Below are 15,851 nucleotides of genomic sequence, written 5' to 3' on the forward strand. Positions count from 1 at the left end.
CGCGCCCGGGCCTGCGCTCTATCAGCGCTTGATGTTGGTCGTTTCCTGCAGCATCTCGTCGACGGTCTGAATGACCTTCGCGTTCGACGAATACGCGCGCTGCGTCTGGATCATATCGGTCAATTCGCCCGCGACATCGGTCGCACTTTCTTGACGAGCAAAGGCGACGACATCCCCGGTGGGACCATCGCCCGCATCCCAGAGGAAGAATGATCCGCTATCTGGCGAGGGCATGTAGGTCTGCTGATCCAGCGAGACCATGCCGTTCGGGTTGGGCAGATCAACCAAGGGTACCTGGTAGATGACACGCGTAATGCCCGTGTCGTAGGAGGCATGGACAAATCCGTTTTCATCCACCTTGGCCGAGGTCATATTGCCAACCGGCGAGCCGTCCTTGGAAATCGAAAGCGGCGCAAAGCTGTCGGAAAGCTGAGTGAGGCCGTCGGGTGCGCCGAGCTTGCCGATATTAACCTCCATCGGCCCCCCCGCGACATTGACGATGACAGATCCCCTCGCCCCGTCATAGGCGCCGCCGACGCCCGCCGGGGAAACACCCATAAGGGTGCCGCCCGCCGCGCGCGAATCGTCAAAGTTCAGGGTGTACTGTCCGATGATGGCGCCGCCCTGAGCCGAATCGCGCAAGGTCATGGTCCATTCGTTCGAATTGCCTGCGCCGGGAATAGTCGGCGAAAATTCGATGCCGACATTCTCGGACTTGCCAAGATTGTCGTAGTATTCGACCGATAACTCCTGCGGATCACCACTGGCACCGGCGTTCGTATCGACTGCGGGCAGGTTAAGGCCAAGGTTGATGGATGTGGTCGGCTCACCCGTCAATTGATTGACGTTGATGCGCACCGGCTCCAGCCCGTCAGCGGTATCGCGCGGGAATTCAGGCACGGTGCCGTCGGGATTGGCCGGCCAGCCCAAAAGGACGAGGCCGCTTTGCGTCTTGAGAATACCGTTGGCATCGGTACGGAACGACCCAGTGGTTGTAAGCAGCATTTGCTGACTGTTACCTCCGAGCGCGACCTCGCTGGATCGTGCGACCGGCAGCATACCGCGTCCGCGCACGGCCAGATCGGTCGCATTGGAGGTGGTGGTGAGTGAGCCGCCCTGGTCGATCAGGCGCTGAGTCATGGACCGAACTCCGCCAGCAGAATAGCTGCCCCCCGAGCCGCTGATGACCATCGACTGGAAGTCGGTCTCTACCCGCTTATAGCCGTAGGTCGCCGAGTTCGCGATATTGTCCGAAATCGCCGCCAAGCGGTTGGCATTCGCGGCGAGCGCCGCAACGCCCGCGTTAAGCGAGGAAGAAATTGTCATGGATACGCCTTTCTGCTGCATCGACCATTGTCGAAGACCAGACTTACGCGCGCTCCTTTAACATCCGACTAACAGATAAAATCCAATTCAATCGCCGTGCAGACGGGATGCGTGCTTTCACTCCGCCTGGCGCAGAAAAATAACCTCGATACGGTTGTTGCGCACCGCCATCGGATTGCGCACTGCGGGATCGCGATCTGCATGACCCGTCACGCGCGCTACCCGATCCTGGGCCAGCCCTTGTTGTTTCAAGAGTGTCCGCATCACCTGCGCCCGCTCGGTCGTGATGTCCCAGTCACGGTTTTCCTTCAACACTATCGGCGCCGCCCGCGTATGCGCCTCGATCGCGACCGCATTGGTGACCATCGCGCCCACATCGACCAACAGCTTGGCGAGTTGTGTCAGAATTGGTGCCGCCACGGCACCACCTTCGGCAAAAAGCGGCGCTTGGGCCACGTCAAAGAATTCAACCACCAGCCCCTCGTCGGTGACGCGGGTAATGATGTGACGCCGCAATTCGGAGGCCACGGTGCTTTCTCCAGAGCTCGCAGTCAACGCCTCATCGATCTTGCGTTGCAACTCTTCAAGACCGGCATCGGCACTCGTGCCGGTTTGTCCACGCGCCATGCGCGCCTCGGTGGCACGCAGGCTCGAGGCGCCAACGCCTTCGGAGGACAACGTGTCCTCGGCCATCACGCTTTCGCCGCCGAAATGGCCATCGCCACCGCTGGAGACACGGCTGATCGGAACGACGGGACTGAAATAATCAGCCAAGCCCTTGCGTTGTTTTTCCGTTGTCGCGTTCAACAGCCACATCAATAAAAAGAAGGCCATCATCGCCGTGACAAAGTCCGCATACGCGACCTTCCAGGCACCTCCATGGTGCCCGCCCCCGGCGACAACTTTCTTTCTCTTGATGATGACTGGCGCCGCATTGCCTTGCGCGCTCATCTCACCACCTCTTAACTCACCCAAGACATGGGATAGCAGGCGAACCCCTTACAGCGCGTTAATACTTCGACTTGTAAGTGTTTCAGCTGCGCTCGGCGCCCCGGTACCGGCCCAGGACCGGACAGCAAGCGCAAGTCCAATGAGCAAGACGCAGATGACTTTTCCTCCGGCGTGGCGAGGCCCAATCGCTTGAGGAAGCGCTTCGTCAGATCTGATCGATGCGAAAGCGCCGCGTTGGATGCGAGGAAAAACCTGTCGGGCCCCGCGCGGCCCAGCGTCTTTCACTGTTCCGGAAATACTCAATACAAGATTGGCCGCACGCGACCACTTGGCCTGCTTTGCGCTCAGTCTCGCTCGTAATGGGCGCGCATATGTTCGGCCTCTTGGCGCGCCTCCCGCAGACCATCCATCGTCGCGGCCAGTTCGGCCTCGGTCTGACTCAGCTGATTGGTCAGTTCGGCCTCACGCTGTTGGAGATACGTGATCGCCTGATCGCGGGTTTCTTCGGCCTCATGCAGCTCCTGGGCCATACGGTCCAGCTCACCCACATCGGAATGCGACACGCGAATAAACCGATGCACCAGCCAATTGGCAAACCATCCCAGGGCGAAGGCGACGAACAGGATGATCGCCGTGGCGATGATGAATTCAGTTCTGTTCATCGCCCGAGCCTTCTTCCCCTGCGCCGCTTGCCTCTTCTTCCTGCCCCTCTTCCTCCAAGCTTTCAAGCCCGGAATTTTCGGGGTCGGGCAATGGCTCGGCCTTGATCAGCTTGAATTCGATCCGACGGTTTGCCTCGCGGCCCTCCTCGGTATCATTGCCGGCGATGGGGGTGCTTTCGCCATAGCCCTTGGCGGTAAAGCTCGAGGTCAGAACACGGCGCGCGCGCAGCGCGTCCAGAACGGCATTGGCACGCGCTTGGCTCAACTCTTCGTTCATCTCCTCGCGACCCTGGCTGTCGGTATGACCACCGATCTCGATGCGAATCTCACCGCATGTGTCCAGGATATCCGCGATATCGTTCATGATCGCCGCGCCATTGCCGTCGATCGTTGCCGATCCCGGCTCAAAGTTGATCTTGCGATCGCCCTGGATCGCCTCGATCTGCGCGATGCACTCCTCAGGGGTCGGCAAGCCCGCGACAGGATCCAGCGCCTCTTGGTACTCGACATCAATATCGAACTGTGATGCTTCACCCAGCTTCTCGGCGAGAAGGCCTGCGATCTGCGCTCCCGCTTCCTTGCGGCCGGTCTTGCCCGTGACGCTCAGCTGCGTCGGTGTGACCACGACGGCTCCGTGTGCCAAAAATCCCAGCGCCTCAAGACCCGTCAGCACGCGCACCGGCCAATCACCGGGCAGTCCTTCGACCATCCGTGTGCGGTTATAGATCGCGTCCGAGCGAAAGCGTGCCTTGGCAAAGCTATCGACCGTGTCGCGCAGGCGCTGGCTGCCCAGCTTGCCCCGCAATTGGACAAGGCCTTCGGGCGACAGGGTGGCCACAAATTCGGGAATGACGGGCGCGCCTTCGGTCTCGGGCGGCGGCAGAACGGCCTTCAGGGCAAAGACATCGGGCAAGTCGCTGTTGAGACCACCGACGACATCGTCAAACTTGGCCTCTTCGGTGCCTTGTGGCGCGATCAGCGCGATATCGGCATCGGCAAAGGTAATGCTGCCGCCCCCCAGATCGCTGAGCGCCGCAATGGCCAGTGCTGCGGCCTCACCCCACTCCGGTGTCGGCACACCAAGGCCGATGATGCAATCCACATCGCCTTCCAGCCCCGCCTGGCGCGCGGCATTGAGGATGCGCCGCTGCGCCTCTGGTGTGTCGGCGGAGCAGGCATCAAAGCGCGCCTCCCCATCTTCGATCAGGAAACGCAAAGTGAAGGGCGTGATGACCGGACGCGGTGCCGAGACATTGACGGACACGCGCAGGTTGGATGGCACCCGGCGGCGCAGATCGCGCTCCAGCGCCACTTTCTCTTCGGGGCTGTCGGCCATGGTGATGATCGCCACGCGGCCCGAATCCACCGATATCTTGGCGCGCGGCAGCTGCGCGAGCGCCCTCAGCGCATAGTCGATCGCCGAGTCCCAACTGCCGGCGACCGGGTAATCCGCCGATTCGAGGAGGTCTATGACCTCAGCCTCATCGGCGATGGTGGCCAGCTGTTCGGTAAAGGCCTCGCGGTCCATCGCTGCTGGAACCAGCCCGATCAGCGAGATACCATGATCGTTGCGCAGGATCTCGACCGAGAACCGCGGCGGCGCGATTTCGGCGCTGTCCTCGACCAGCATCTGGTCGATCACCCGTGCCGCATCCACGATGCGTCCGGCGACAGTCAGCGCGGCAAAACGCTTGGCCTCGCTGGGGGCGCTGCCCGCCAGAAAAACCTGAAGTCCATCAGCATCGACTTCGGTCCAGGTCATGCCTTCCTTATCCAGCTCACTGCGCACCGAATGACGTGCGTTATCCTCGATGACCCGCACCGTGAAACTGGCGGCAACGAGGCAAAGAACAGCGGCAAGCGCGAAAGTCCCGACAATGGCAAAGATGGCAGAGAGGCGCATGGACGGCCCGATCATTGTGAAAACTCTGTCGTGTTTATGCCCCTGCCCCCGGTTATTCAATCACACCAGCAGGGCAGCGGCGAAAAACGGCAAGGGCAACAGGCCCGCGTCCCTGTTTGATCGAAAGAGCCTCAGAAGACCCTGCATATCTTGCACGTCCAGCCGTGTCATCTGCCAGACCAGATGCAGGCCAAGCGCCCAGGGGCCAAGTAGCGCGATCAACAACGCAATGGGATCCCCGCCCCGGCTGGCCAGAATCACCGCGGCCGTCATCAGCACGACGGTCGCCACCAGAAACCGGCGCAGCCACAGGGGCGAGCGATCCCCGAAAAGGCGCGCGGTGGACTTCACCCCGATCAGCGCGTCATCCTCGGCGTCTTGGTGCGCGTAGATCGTATCATAGAACAATGTCCACGCGATACCGGCAAGGTAGAGGATGACAGCTGGCCACTCCAGCTGCCCGGTATGGGCGGTCCACGCCAAAAGCGCGCCCCAGTTGAACGCGATCCCCAGAAAAATCTGCGGCCACCATGTGAACCGCTTGGCAAAAGGATAAATGGCGACGGGCGCAAGCGCCAATATTCCCAGCGCAATCGCCGTCGGCGGAAAGCTGAGCAGGATGCAAAACGCCACCAGCGCCTGCACCACCAGCCATGCCAGCGCGCCACGCACGCTGACCTGCCCCGACGGGATGGGCCGCGACGCGGTGCGCGCGACACTGCCGTCGATATGCCGGTCGGTGATGTCATTCCAGGTGCAGCCCGCGCCGCGCATCAGAAACGCGCCAATCGCGCAGCCACCAAAGATCCACAGATCGAACCACCGCGCCTGCCCATCGTGCAGCATCGCCAGAACCAGCCCCCACCAGCAGGGCAGCAGCAAGAGCCAAGTCCCGATTGGACGGTCCGCCCGGCTCAGCCGCAGATAGGGCCGCGTGGCAGCGGGCGCATAGCGATCCACCCAATTGCCGCGCACGGAATCGGCGACAGAATCCTGCGCGGTGCCCTCTGGTCTCGGGTTGGCTGGGGTCATATGGTGCGCCTCATGAATACGGCCAAGATCAGATTGTATGTAGAGCAGCCATTGGGGCCGGGGCAAACGGTTCGTCTGGACCGCGATCAGGCGCATTACCTTTTTGGTGTCATGCGGCAGACCGTTGGCGCGCCTGTCGCTTTGTTCAACGGCATTGATGGCGAATGGCTGTCCGAGGTGACGGAGGCGGGCAAGAAGGCGGGCGCGCTGGAATGCCGCACGCAAACGCGCCCTTTGCAGATGCCACCCGACCTCTGGCTGCTCTTTGCTCCAATCAAGAAGGCGCGCACCGATTTCATCGTCGAGAAGGCAACCGAGATGGGCGCCGCGCGCATCTGTCCCGTGCAAACCGATTTCACCAATTCCGAACGGGTGCGGCAGGACCGCCTTCAGACCCACGCCATCGAGGCGGCCGAGCAGTGCGGCGGAACGTTTGTGCCGCCGGTCGATGATCTGGCCAAGCTGGGCACCCTGCTGGATCGATGGGATCCCGCCCGCCGCATCCTTTTCTGCGACGAGGCGCTGGCAGGCGGCGCCGCGCGCGATATGCCGCGGGATGGCGGACCATGGGCGATACTCATCGGCCCCGAAGGCGGATTTTCCGAGGCCGAGCGGGCGCGCCTCGCCGCGCTGCCCCATGCCCATGCCGCCCGACTGGGCCCGCGCATCCTGCGCGCCGATACGGCCGCCGTGGCCGCGCTGACCCTTTGGCAAACCACGATGGGCGACTGGGCATGAGCCGCTTTTTGCGCCCCGAGGCCGTACGCACACTGACCCGGTGGCAAGGTATCCTGATCAGCGCCGCTATCCTCGCGGTTGGCGGGGTGATTGCGCTTGGCAGCTACGGCATCACCTTCTGGCTGGGCTGCGCCATCGCGCTTGGCGGCGCGGTCTCACTCATCGCGGCGGCCCAGCGGATGCGCTTTGCCGCGGGCACCGGCGGTCCGGGCGTCGTGCAGATCGACGAGGGCGCGATTGGCTATTTCGGCCCCTTGGGCGGCGGCGTCATCGCGCGCTCGGAGATGACGTCGCTGGCGCTCGACCGCACGGGCAAGCCCGCGCATTGGGCGCTGAGCCAACCCGATCAGGACGACGTGATGATCCCCCTGACCGCTGCGGGGGCCGATGCACTGTTCGATGTCTTTGCCGCACTGCCGGGGATGAAGACCGAGCGGATGCTGGCCGAAATGCGCCGCAAGGACGCGGGCCGCACCCTCCTGTGGCAGCGTCCCGGCACCGCCGCGCCGCATCTGCGCCTGACGTGAAGTTGCGCAGGGCGGGTTGACACCCCCCTGCACCCGCGCCACCTACTGAGGTCTGAATTTCAGCGGAGGCTCTGCCCATGTCCATTCCTCAGTCAGGCGGCGGCCCGATCGAACATCACAGCCAGTTGGCCGAATACCTCTCGGCAGGGAACAAGCCCAAGCAGGACTGGCGCATCGGCACCGAGCACGAGAAATTCGGCTATTGCAAGGACACGCATCAGCCCATCCCTTATCACGGCAAGCGCAGCGTTTCGGCGGTGCTGGAAGGGCTGCGCGATGCCCACGGCTGGTCGCCCGTCCTTGAGGATGGCAACCTGATCGGGCTGGAGAAGAACGGCGCGAATGTCTCGCTGGAGCCGGGCGGCCAGCTTGAGCTGAGCGGCGCCCCGCTTGAGACGATTCACGCCACCTGCGACGAGGTGAACGCGCATCTGCGCGAGGTCAAGGATGTCGCCGACAAGGTCGGCGTCGGGTTCATCGGCCTCGGCGCGGCGCCCGAGTGGACGCATGAGGACATGCCCCTGATGCCCAAGGGCCGCTACAAGCTGATGGACAGCTACATGCAGAAGGTCGGCACGATGGGCCGGGTCATGATGCGCCGCACCTGCACCGTGCAGGTCAATCTGGACTTCTCGTCCGAGGCGGACATGGTGCAGAAATTTCGCGTGGCCCTGGCGCTTCAGCCGGTCGCGACCGCGCTTTTCGCCAACTCGCCCTTCTTCGAAGGCAAGCCGAACGGCCATAAGTCATGGCGCAGCCGCGTCTGGCGCGATCTCGACCCCGACCGCACCGGCATGCTGCCCTTCGTTTTCGAGGACGGTATGGGGTTCGAGCGGTATGTCGATTACGCACTCGATGTGCCGATGTACTTCGTCTACCGCGACGGCAAATATATCGACGCGCTGGGGATGTCGTTCCGCGATTTCCTGCGCGGTGAGTTGCCGGCACTGCCGGGTGAAAAGGCCACGCTGTCCGATTGGGCGGATCACCTGACCACCGCCTTTCCCGAGGCGCGCATCAAGAAATTCATGGAGATGCGCGGCGCCGATGGTGGCCCGTGGCGCCGCCTTTGTGCGCTGCCAGCCTTCTGGACCGGCATCATGTATGACGCCAGCAGCCTTGATGCAGCATGGGATCTGGTCAAGGGCTGGAGCGCCGAGCAGCGCGAGGCGCTTCGCGTCGCTGCCAGCGTCGATGCCCTTCAGGCACGCGTGGACGGGATCGACATGCACGAGCTGGCGCGCCAAGTCCTTGATATCTCCGAGGCGGGCCTCAAGGCACGCGCGCGCCCCGGCGCCGAAGGGCTTATACCGGACGAGACGCATTTTCTGAACGCCTTGCGCGAAAGTGTCCAGTCGGGCCAGACGCCAGCGGACGAGCTCTTGGCGCACTATAACGGCGACTGGAACGGCGATCTGAGCCGTATCTACGCCGAGTATTCTTACTAGGCCTAGATGGTGATGAATTCGCCCCGGTGATAACCGAGGGCGGGTCCGTCACTGATCTGCGTCTCCAGAACCTCACCGATGAGGACGACATGATCGCCCGCCTCGACCAGCTTGTGCTGGGCGCATATCAGTGTTGCCAGCGATCCTGGCAGCAGCGGCAGATCATGCGGGCCTGCGTGCCACTCCGTTCGGTCAAATCGATCTTCGCTGCGCGAGGCAAAGAGTTTGGCCACGTCCCGCTGCGCATCCGCCAGCACATTGACGGCAAAGTGCGGCGCCGCGCGAAAGGCAGGCCCGCTATGGGCATTGTTGCCGATGCAGACCAGCACCAAAGGCGGGTCCAGGGACACCGAGCTGAACGAGTTGGCGGTGAAGCCGCGCGGTGTGCCATCGCCCTCGCGCGTCGTCATCACGGTGACGCCGGTGGCAAAGCGGCCAAACGCATCACGCAGGGCGCGGGTATCTGTAACGGTCATGAACGCTCCGGCGTTTGGATCTTGGCACAAAGGTAGGGCGCGCACCGCGATTGGCACGCGCCCTGTCTACCTTTCCATGCCCGAGGGTGCACCCCCTTGCAAGAGCGCGCAGTCAGCAAGCTCAGTCGCTGCCGCGTACCGCGATCTGCGCATCCGCCGCAGGGCTGAATTGGCGCTGCACAAAGTAGAGCAACACAGTCAGGCCAATGCCCACCAGATCGGTGATCAATCCGCCCGAAATCATGCAGAGCGCCGCCAGGATCAGGCCCAATCGCATGAACCACGCCACCATCGTCCCCGCGAACCACCCCTGCACGCCCGAGGATAGCAGGTACACTCCGAAGATCGCCGTCGCGCCTGCCCGGATCACCTCGACCCAGGTGCCGTCCATCAGGATCGCCCCGTTGTAGAAGAACATGAACGGCACGATGAAGGCAGAGATACCGATCTTGAACGACGCCACCGATGTCTCCATCGGGTTCGCGCCCGATATTCCCGCCGCCGCGTAACTGGCCAGCGCCACAGGCGGCGTGATGGCCGACACGACCGCGAAGTAGAAGACAAAGAAATGCGCCGTCAGCTGCGGAATGCCCAGCTGCACCAAGCCCGGCGCGACAACCGACGCGGCCACCGCATAGGCAGCCGTGGTCGGCATGCCCATCCCCAGAAGGATCGAGATGCACATCGCAAAGAAGAGCGCCAAGAGCTGGCTTGCATCGGCAAGGTTGAGCAGGACCGAGGAGAAGCGCGCGCCGACGCCGGTCAGGCTGATCACGCCCACGATGATACCCGCGCAGGCGCAAACGGCGATGATCTGGATCGACATGATCCCGGCCAGCTCGAACGCGCGGGCGATGCTGCGGATGCCCATGCGGTAGGGCGTCAGCCACGACACGACCGCCGCCGCAGCCGTTGCCAGCGTACCTGCGCGGATCACGGAATAGCCCATGAAAAGCGCGACGATCAGAATGACGATCGGCAGGAAAAGGAAGATGCGCCGCACCATGTCGCGGAATTTCGGCAACTCATCCTCGCGCATGCCGCGCATGCCCAGCTTGGCCGCCTCGAAATCGACCATGAAGTAGATCGAGACGAAGTAGAGGATGGCCGGGATGATCGCCGCGATGGCGATATCCGTATAGGGAATACCCGTGATCTCGGCCATGATAAAGGCGCCCGCGCCCATGATGGGCGGCATGATCTGCCCACCCGTCGAGGCTGCGGCCTCGACCGCGCCTGCCGTCTTCTTGTGATAGCCCACCTTTTTCATCAGCGGGATCGTCAGCGATCCGGTGGCCACGACGTTGCCGGCCGACGTGCCGTTGATCATGCCCATGAGGCCCGACGCGAAGATGGAGACCTTGGCCGGGCCACCACGCGCGCGGCCCGCGGCCGCGAAGGCGAAATTGACGAAATAATCGCCCACTTTCGACGCCTGCAGGAAGGCCGCAAAGATGATGAAGAGGATGATGTAGGTGGACGAAACCGCCGTTGTCGGCCCAAGAATACCCGCGTCGGTGTAGACTTGGCTGAAGAAACGCGTCCACTGGATATTGGGCGCATTCAGGAAACCGGGCAGCAAGTCACCGACAAAAACGTAGACAAGGAAAATTCCGGCGATCACGATCAGGGCAAGACCCGCGACACGGCGCGTCATCTCCATGATCAGTGCGGTGCCCGCAACCGCCGCCAGCGAGATCCCGATGGGCGCGAACGGCGTGCCGGTCGAGTTGCGCATGAGCGTGCCGTACATGGTGATCAGATAGACCGCTACCGAAATGGCGCAAAGCGATAGCAGCAGATCAGCGATGGCCACCTGCCCGCGCTCGCGTCCGCGCACCCAGCCGATGACAATGCCCGCGGCGGTCGCCACGATCAGAGGCAGGCCGTAGTGGTAAATCTCGAGCGTCTTGAACTCGGGGCTCATGCCATTCCACATCACGCCGCTGGAAATCTGGGCGGCGATGTCGAACGCGATGTAGATCGAATACAGCGCGGGCAGGATCAATACCAAGGTCAGAAGGTCGAGCGGATGACGCAACGCCCTGCCGCCCTGACCCTCGTCCAGAAAGGCCCGCGCGGAATAGAGCGTGAAGCCAAGGATCAGCGCACCCGCAACGTGGACGATGCGGAAATTCCAGGTCTCCATCGGGAAGGTCGGCAGGAAGGGGATGCTGATCCCGGTCCAGGCCTCGATCGACATGCCGTTGAGCGCAGCCACGTGAAAGAAAGCGTAGATCGCAGACAAGGCCGCGACGACCAGATAGCCGCGTCCTGAAAAAAGGCGGCGGTTGGCCTCTATCGGCTCTTCATCGACACCCTCGACAACGATCGGACCTTGCGGATCGATCTCTTCGGCTTCGCTTTTCAGTTGGTCCGACATTGAAACCCCCTCCCCGGAGTGTCACCGCAAACCTGCGGCGCCCAAGTATATCATGCCGCCCCGGCTTTTGGGGGCGGCATGCGTGTCAGTGGTGCGCGATCAGTTGCCGTAGATCATGTCGGCCGGAATATCCGCGCCAGCATTTTCCATGAACCACTCGGCGGCACCGGGATGCCACTTGAGGACTTTGTTCTTGTCCCAGTTCTCGGGCAGGGTCGAGGCTGCTGCCTTGTGGATGCCGGTCATGCGCTCGTTATCGGACATGACGACATCTACGGCGGCCTTGACGAAGGAAGCCGGCAGATCGCAATTCGCGATCGAGAAGTTCCACATCGAGACCGAGCGTGCATCCTCCTCCAGCGTGCTGTAGGTGCTGGCCTTGATCGAGAAATCCGACACCGGGAAGGCTTCGATCAGCTTGGCCTGCTCTTCTTCGGTGAACTCGATGATGTTCACGTCGGTCTGCACTTCCAGCTGGCTGACGGCGGGCACGGGCACACCCGCCGCAAAGGCGATCACATCGAGCAGGCCATCCTGAAGCTGACCGCCCAGATCGCTCCAACCACCATTGCGGCGCTCGTAGTTGACGCCCAGCGTGTCCATCATGCGCGGGAAATAGGTGTCCGAGGTCGAGCCTGCGGGGCCAAAGCCGATCTTGGCGCCATCGGGAATATCGCTGACGCTTTCGATCCCCGAGGACGCGAGCGCCGTCACCGAGAAGGGCGTCTGATACATCGGGAACATCGCGCAAGCCTGCGTCATTTCCAGGCCGGGTGCGATGGGGTTCGTGCCGGCCAGGGATTCTGCCGCCGGGCCCATCGTCGTCATGCCGAACGCGGCCTCGCCGGTGTGCACCAGGGCCATGTTCTGCATCGGGCCGCCCGTGACTTCGCCGCCACCGGTGATGCCCAGCTCTTCGGCCACCAGGTTCGCCCAGCCCGAGCCATAGGCGAAATACGTGCCGCCCTGGCTGGCTGTGCCGACGGTAAAGCTGCTGGGCCAATCGGATTTATCAACATCCTGCGCGAAGGCCGCGCCTGCTGCGATGATCGTTGTGGATGCAAGGATTGCAGTAAGTTTCATGTCTCTCTCCCTAAGTCATGATTTGAGTACGGCCCCTCCCGGCGCCGCGACCATGCGCGACTAGACCGGGGCGCGGTGCAATTCGGCAAGTAAATTAAACGGGCCAAGTGCCGCAGCCCCCGGAAAACGGCGCGCAATGGGTCGAAAAGGGTACATCTGCCGCGATGCGTGTATCGATTGATGCACATTTCAGTGGCGGCATCCGCCCTTATGAATATGTGCCCCGATCCAGACCGTGCTTTTGCATCTTTTCATAAAGCGCCTTGCGGCTGATCCCCAGTGCCTCATAGGTCGGCTTGAGCGCGCCGTTGTTGGCGCCAAGGGCCGCGGCGATAAGCGCCCGCTCATGCGCCGCCATCTGTGCAGGCAGAGATCCCGCGGGCGCCGAGGCCGCGCCGGGCGCGGTTTCGGCGGGCAGGCCCAGAACGTAGCGGTCGGCGGCGTTGCGCAGTTCGCGCACATTTCCAGACCAGTCGCGCGCCGCGGCGGCCGCCAGCATGGCGGGGTCCACATCTGGCACGGGCCGTTTGTAACGCGCCGCCGCTTCGCCGACGAGGTGAACGAAAAGCAGCGGAATATCCGCGCGCCTCTCGGCCAAGGCGGGCGCGCGCAGTGTGACGACATTCAATCGATAAAACAGATCACTGCGAAACCGTCCCTCTTCGACCGCATCCTCCAGCCGGTCCTTGGACGCCGCGACAAAGCGTACGTCCAAATCGACCGGATCGTTCGAGCCCAGCGGCGTGATCTGGCGGCTCTGGATCGCTTGCAAGAACTTCGCCTGCACGCCTGTATCAAGGCTGTCGATTTCATCGAGGAAAACCGTGCCGCCGCGCCCATGCTCCAACTTGCCGTATCGCGTGCGATGCGCGCCCGCAAAGGCGCCGGCGACGTGGCCAAAGAGCTCGATCTCGACCAGATCGCGCGGCAGGGCGGCGCAGTTGATATGCACGAAGGGCTTACCCTGGCGTGCAGAGGCACGGTGCAGCGCGCGCGCGATGACCTCCTTGCCGGTGCCCGTCTCGCCGGTGATCAATACATCCGCCTCGGTGGCAGAAACCGCGCGCAGCTGCTCGCGCAGGCGTACCATGACGTCCGAGCGCCCGATCAGCCGCGCCTCGATCACATCGCGCCCGCCCACCTGATTGCGCAGGCTTCGGTTCTCCAGTGTCAGGCGGCGTTTCTCCAGCGCACGGCGCACCACGTGCACCAGATGCGCGGGATCATATGGCTTTTCCAGAAAATCATAGGCGCCGTCCCGCATCGCTTGGACGGCAAGCTCGACGTCGCCATTACCGGTCACGATGATTACGGGCAGCGACGGATCGATTTCCAGCGCGCGGCGCATCAGGGTCATGCCATCCATGCCGGGCATGCGGATGTCTGTAATCAGAACGCCGGGAAAATCACGGGCCAGACGCGCCAGCGCCAATTCGGCGTCGCCCACCGCCGAGGCGGTCAGCCCGGCCAGCTTGAGCGTTTGCGCGGCGGAGAAGCGTAGCTCCTCCTCGTCGTCGACAAAAAGTACCTCGTCCTTCATTCCGCCGCCTCAGTCATCGGAACCTCGGCCGCGATCAGATCGATGCCAAAGATCGCTCCGCCGTCGGGGTGGGTCTCACCCCATAGGGTGCCACCGAAATCGCGCACGATGTTGTAGGAAATGCTCAGCCCAAGGCCCAGCCCCTGCCCCATCGGCTTTGTCGTAAAGAAGGGATCGAACATCTGCTCACTCGCATTTTCGGGCAGTCCGGGGCCGTTGTCCCGGACCGTGACGCGCCAGCCTTCGCCGTGCCGCGCGGCGCGCAGCTCGATGCGGCCCCTGCCACCCACCGCATCAACGGCATTCGAGATCAAATTGACTGCAACCTGTTGCAGCCGAACATGCCCGCCAATGACCCAGGGCGCATCCGCGGCTGGCGTGTAATCCAGCACCACATCGCTCGATTTCAGTTTGGGCGCGCTGACGGCCAGCGCATCGTCGATGACAATGTTCAGCGGCACTGGTCCAATGGCCTCGCCGGGGCGGCGCGCGAAATTGCGCAGATGGCGCGAGATGGCGGCCATGCGGTCTGCCATGCGGCTGATACGCCCGATATTGTCGCGCACCTCGCCCGTCTCGCCCCGGTCGAGGAAGGTCTGCGCGTTCTCGGCATAGGCCTTGACCGCCTGCAAAGGCTGGTTGAACTCGTGGCTGAGCGCCGCCGACATCTGGCCAAGCGCCGACAGCTTGCCTGCCTGCACCAGCCCCGCCTGCGTGCGGCGCAGCTTCTCTTCGGTGCGGCGGCGCTCCTCTATCTCATGACGCAGGGCCGATGTGCGCTGCTCCACACGCTGTTCCAGCATCTTGTGCACCTGCACCCGCTGCGCGGCGCGGTGGCGCAGATACGAGGCGACGCAAATCGCAAGGATGACCAGCAGCGCGATGGCGGCAAAGAGCATGCCCGCCTGCAGCCGCGCGGGGGCAGCCCGGCGCAGTGCCGTCACGGTCCAACCCGCGCTGGCCAGCGCGTCACCGGACGACGCGATGTATTCAGTGCCGTTAATCACCGCCATATCGACACCTGCCTCATCACGGCGCCCGATGTCGAGCAGGGCCAGCCGATCCGCTGGATATTGCTGGTTCGCGCGGATCACACTCAGCGCGCGAGGCGTCAGCGGCACAGTCGCGCGCAGACGCCAATCGGGGCGGCTTGCCATGAAGACGATGCCTGCATTGTCCGTGACCAGGATGTTGGACGACGCGGCTTGCCACCCCGCCTCGAACGGCTCGACGGTGAACTTCACGGCAACCACGCCCAGGATGCGCGGTCCGTCCCGCACCGGCGCCGCAAAGAAATACCCCCGCTCGCCCGATGTGATCCCGAGTGCAAAGTAACGCCCCAGCCCGCCAGCGGCAGCCTGAGTGAAATAGGGCCGAAAGCTGAAGTTGCGCCCGACGAAGGACCGCTCCTTGCGATAGGAACTGGCGGCGAGCGTCAGCCCGTCCATGTCCATAAGGTAGACATCCGAGGCGGTCACCGAAATCGCCGTATTCAGCAGCAGGTCATTGACCCGCTCCGTCAGCCGCGCGTCATCCGGATCTTGCAAGAGGCGCGCCAATTCTGGCTTGGCCGCGATCAGATTGGGCAACGGCGCATACCGGTCCAGCGCGGCGCGCAGGCCATCGCTGACCAATTGCAGCGTCACACGGTTTTGCTGGGCGGCGTCGCGCAGGAAATACCGCTCGACCCGGGGCCAGACAAGCGTCGCAAGGATAAGCGCGGCCAGCCCCAGTTGCAGGGCCAGCCGCCATCCGGCCGAAATCTGTGACATGCGCGCGAAC

The 15,851-nt window shown here is 63.2% G+C and carries 13 protein-coding genes; 3 read left to right on the forward strand and 10 right to left on the reverse strand.

All coding sequences use genetic code 11. The annotated features are described in order from the left end of the window. Positions 1-21: 21 nt before the first annotated feature. From BW975_RS16405 to ubiA, 5 genes are all read right to left on the reverse strand, one after another. Positions 22-1,326 (reverse strand): flagellar hook protein FlgE, encoded by a 1,305-nt coding sequence (locus BW975_RS16405; protein ID WP_244512621.1) that lies wholly within the window; start codon positions 1,324-1,326, stop codon positions 22-24. Positions 1,327-1,443: 117 nt separating this feature from the next. Continuing rightward, a complete protein-coding gene (locus tag BW975_RS16410) occupies positions 1,444-2,277 on the reverse strand; it encodes a flagellar motor protein MotB (RefSeq protein ID WP_076535436.1) in 834 nt (277 codons plus the stop codon). 344 nt (positions 2,278-2,621) lie between these two features. After that, positions 2,622-2,939, reverse strand: coding sequence for a hypothetical protein (locus tag BW975_RS16415; RefSeq protein ID WP_076535437.1), 318 nt, complete (start codon positions 2,937-2,939; stop codon positions 2,622-2,624). Continuing rightward, entirely contained in the window at positions 2,926-4,842 is a 1,917-nt protein-coding gene (locus BW975_RS16420) for an OmpA family protein (protein WP_076535496.1), read from the reverse strand. Before BW975_RS16420 ends, BW975_RS16415 begins: the two co-directional genes overlap by 14 nt. Positions 4,843-4,902: 60 nt before the next feature. Then, the gene (ubiA, locus tag BW975_RS16425) at positions 4,903-5,874 is read right to left on the reverse strand and encodes a 4-hydroxybenzoate octaprenyltransferase (protein WP_076535438.1); all 972 of its coding nucleotides are present in this window, start codon (positions 5,872-5,874) and stop codon (positions 4,903-4,905) included. Positions 5,875-5,886: 12 nt separating this feature from the next. Here ubiA and BW975_RS16430 point away from each other — a divergent pair, with 12 nt between their 5' ends. The 3 genes from BW975_RS16430 to BW975_RS16440 all read left to right on the forward strand — a co-directional run bounded on the left by BW975_RS16430 (position 5,887) and on the right by BW975_RS16440 (position 8,587). Then, complete coding sequence (locus BW975_RS16430) at positions 5,887-6,612, forward strand: 16S rRNA (uracil(1498)-N(3))-methyltransferase (RefSeq protein WP_076535497.1); 726 nt, start codon at positions 5,887-5,889, stop codon at positions 6,610-6,612. After that, on the forward strand, positions 6,609-7,139 hold the full coding sequence (locus BW975_RS16435) for a hypothetical protein (protein ID WP_076535439.1): 531 nt from the start codon (positions 6,609-6,611) through the stop codon (positions 7,137-7,139). Before BW975_RS16430 ends, BW975_RS16435 begins: the two co-directional genes overlap by 4 nt. Positions 7,140-7,216: 77 nt before the next feature. Further along, the gene (locus BW975_RS16440) at positions 7,217-8,587 is read left to right on the forward strand and encodes a glutamate--cysteine ligase (RefSeq protein WP_076535440.1); all 1,371 of its coding nucleotides are present in this window, start codon (positions 7,217-7,219) and stop codon (positions 8,585-8,587) included. Positions 8,588-8,589: 2 nt separating this feature from the next. On the opposite strand, the gene BW975_RS16445 is transcribed toward BW975_RS16440, so the two are convergent. From BW975_RS16445 to BW975_RS16465, 5 genes are all read right to left on the reverse strand, one after another. Beyond that, on the reverse strand, positions 8,590-9,063 hold the full coding sequence (locus BW975_RS16445) for a flavin reductase family protein (RefSeq protein WP_076535441.1): 474 nt from the start codon (positions 9,061-9,063) through the stop codon (positions 8,590-8,592). A 121-nt stretch (positions 9,064-9,184) separates the two neighbouring features. Further along, complete coding sequence (locus tag BW975_RS16450; protein WP_076535442.1) at positions 9,185-11,446, reverse strand: TRAP transporter permease; 2,262 nt, start codon at positions 11,444-11,446, stop codon at positions 9,185-9,187. Between the two features lie 99 nt (positions 11,447-11,545). Beyond that, positions 11,546-12,529 (reverse strand): TAXI family TRAP transporter solute-binding subunit, encoded by a 984-nt coding sequence (locus BW975_RS16455; RefSeq protein WP_076535443.1) that lies wholly within the window; start codon positions 12,527-12,529, stop codon positions 11,546-11,548. 208 nt (positions 12,530-12,737) lie between these two features. Next, complete coding sequence (locus BW975_RS16460; RefSeq protein WP_076535444.1) at positions 12,738-14,069, reverse strand: sigma-54-dependent transcriptional regulator; 1,332 nt, start codon at positions 14,067-14,069, stop codon at positions 12,738-12,740. After that, positions 14,066-15,841: an ATP-binding protein gene (locus BW975_RS16465; RefSeq protein WP_076535498.1), complete on the reverse strand. Its 1,776-nt coding sequence runs from the start codon at positions 15,839-15,841 to the stop codon at positions 14,066-14,068. Before BW975_RS16465 ends, BW975_RS16460 begins: the two co-directional genes overlap by 4 nt. Between the last annotated feature and the right edge of the window lie 10 nt (positions 15,842-15,851).

It is taken from the genome of Roseovarius nanhaiticus, from assembly GCF_900156535.1.
Classification (GTDB): Bacteria; Pseudomonadota; Alphaproteobacteria; order Rhodobacterales; family Rhodobacteraceae; genus Roseovarius; species Roseovarius nanhaiticus.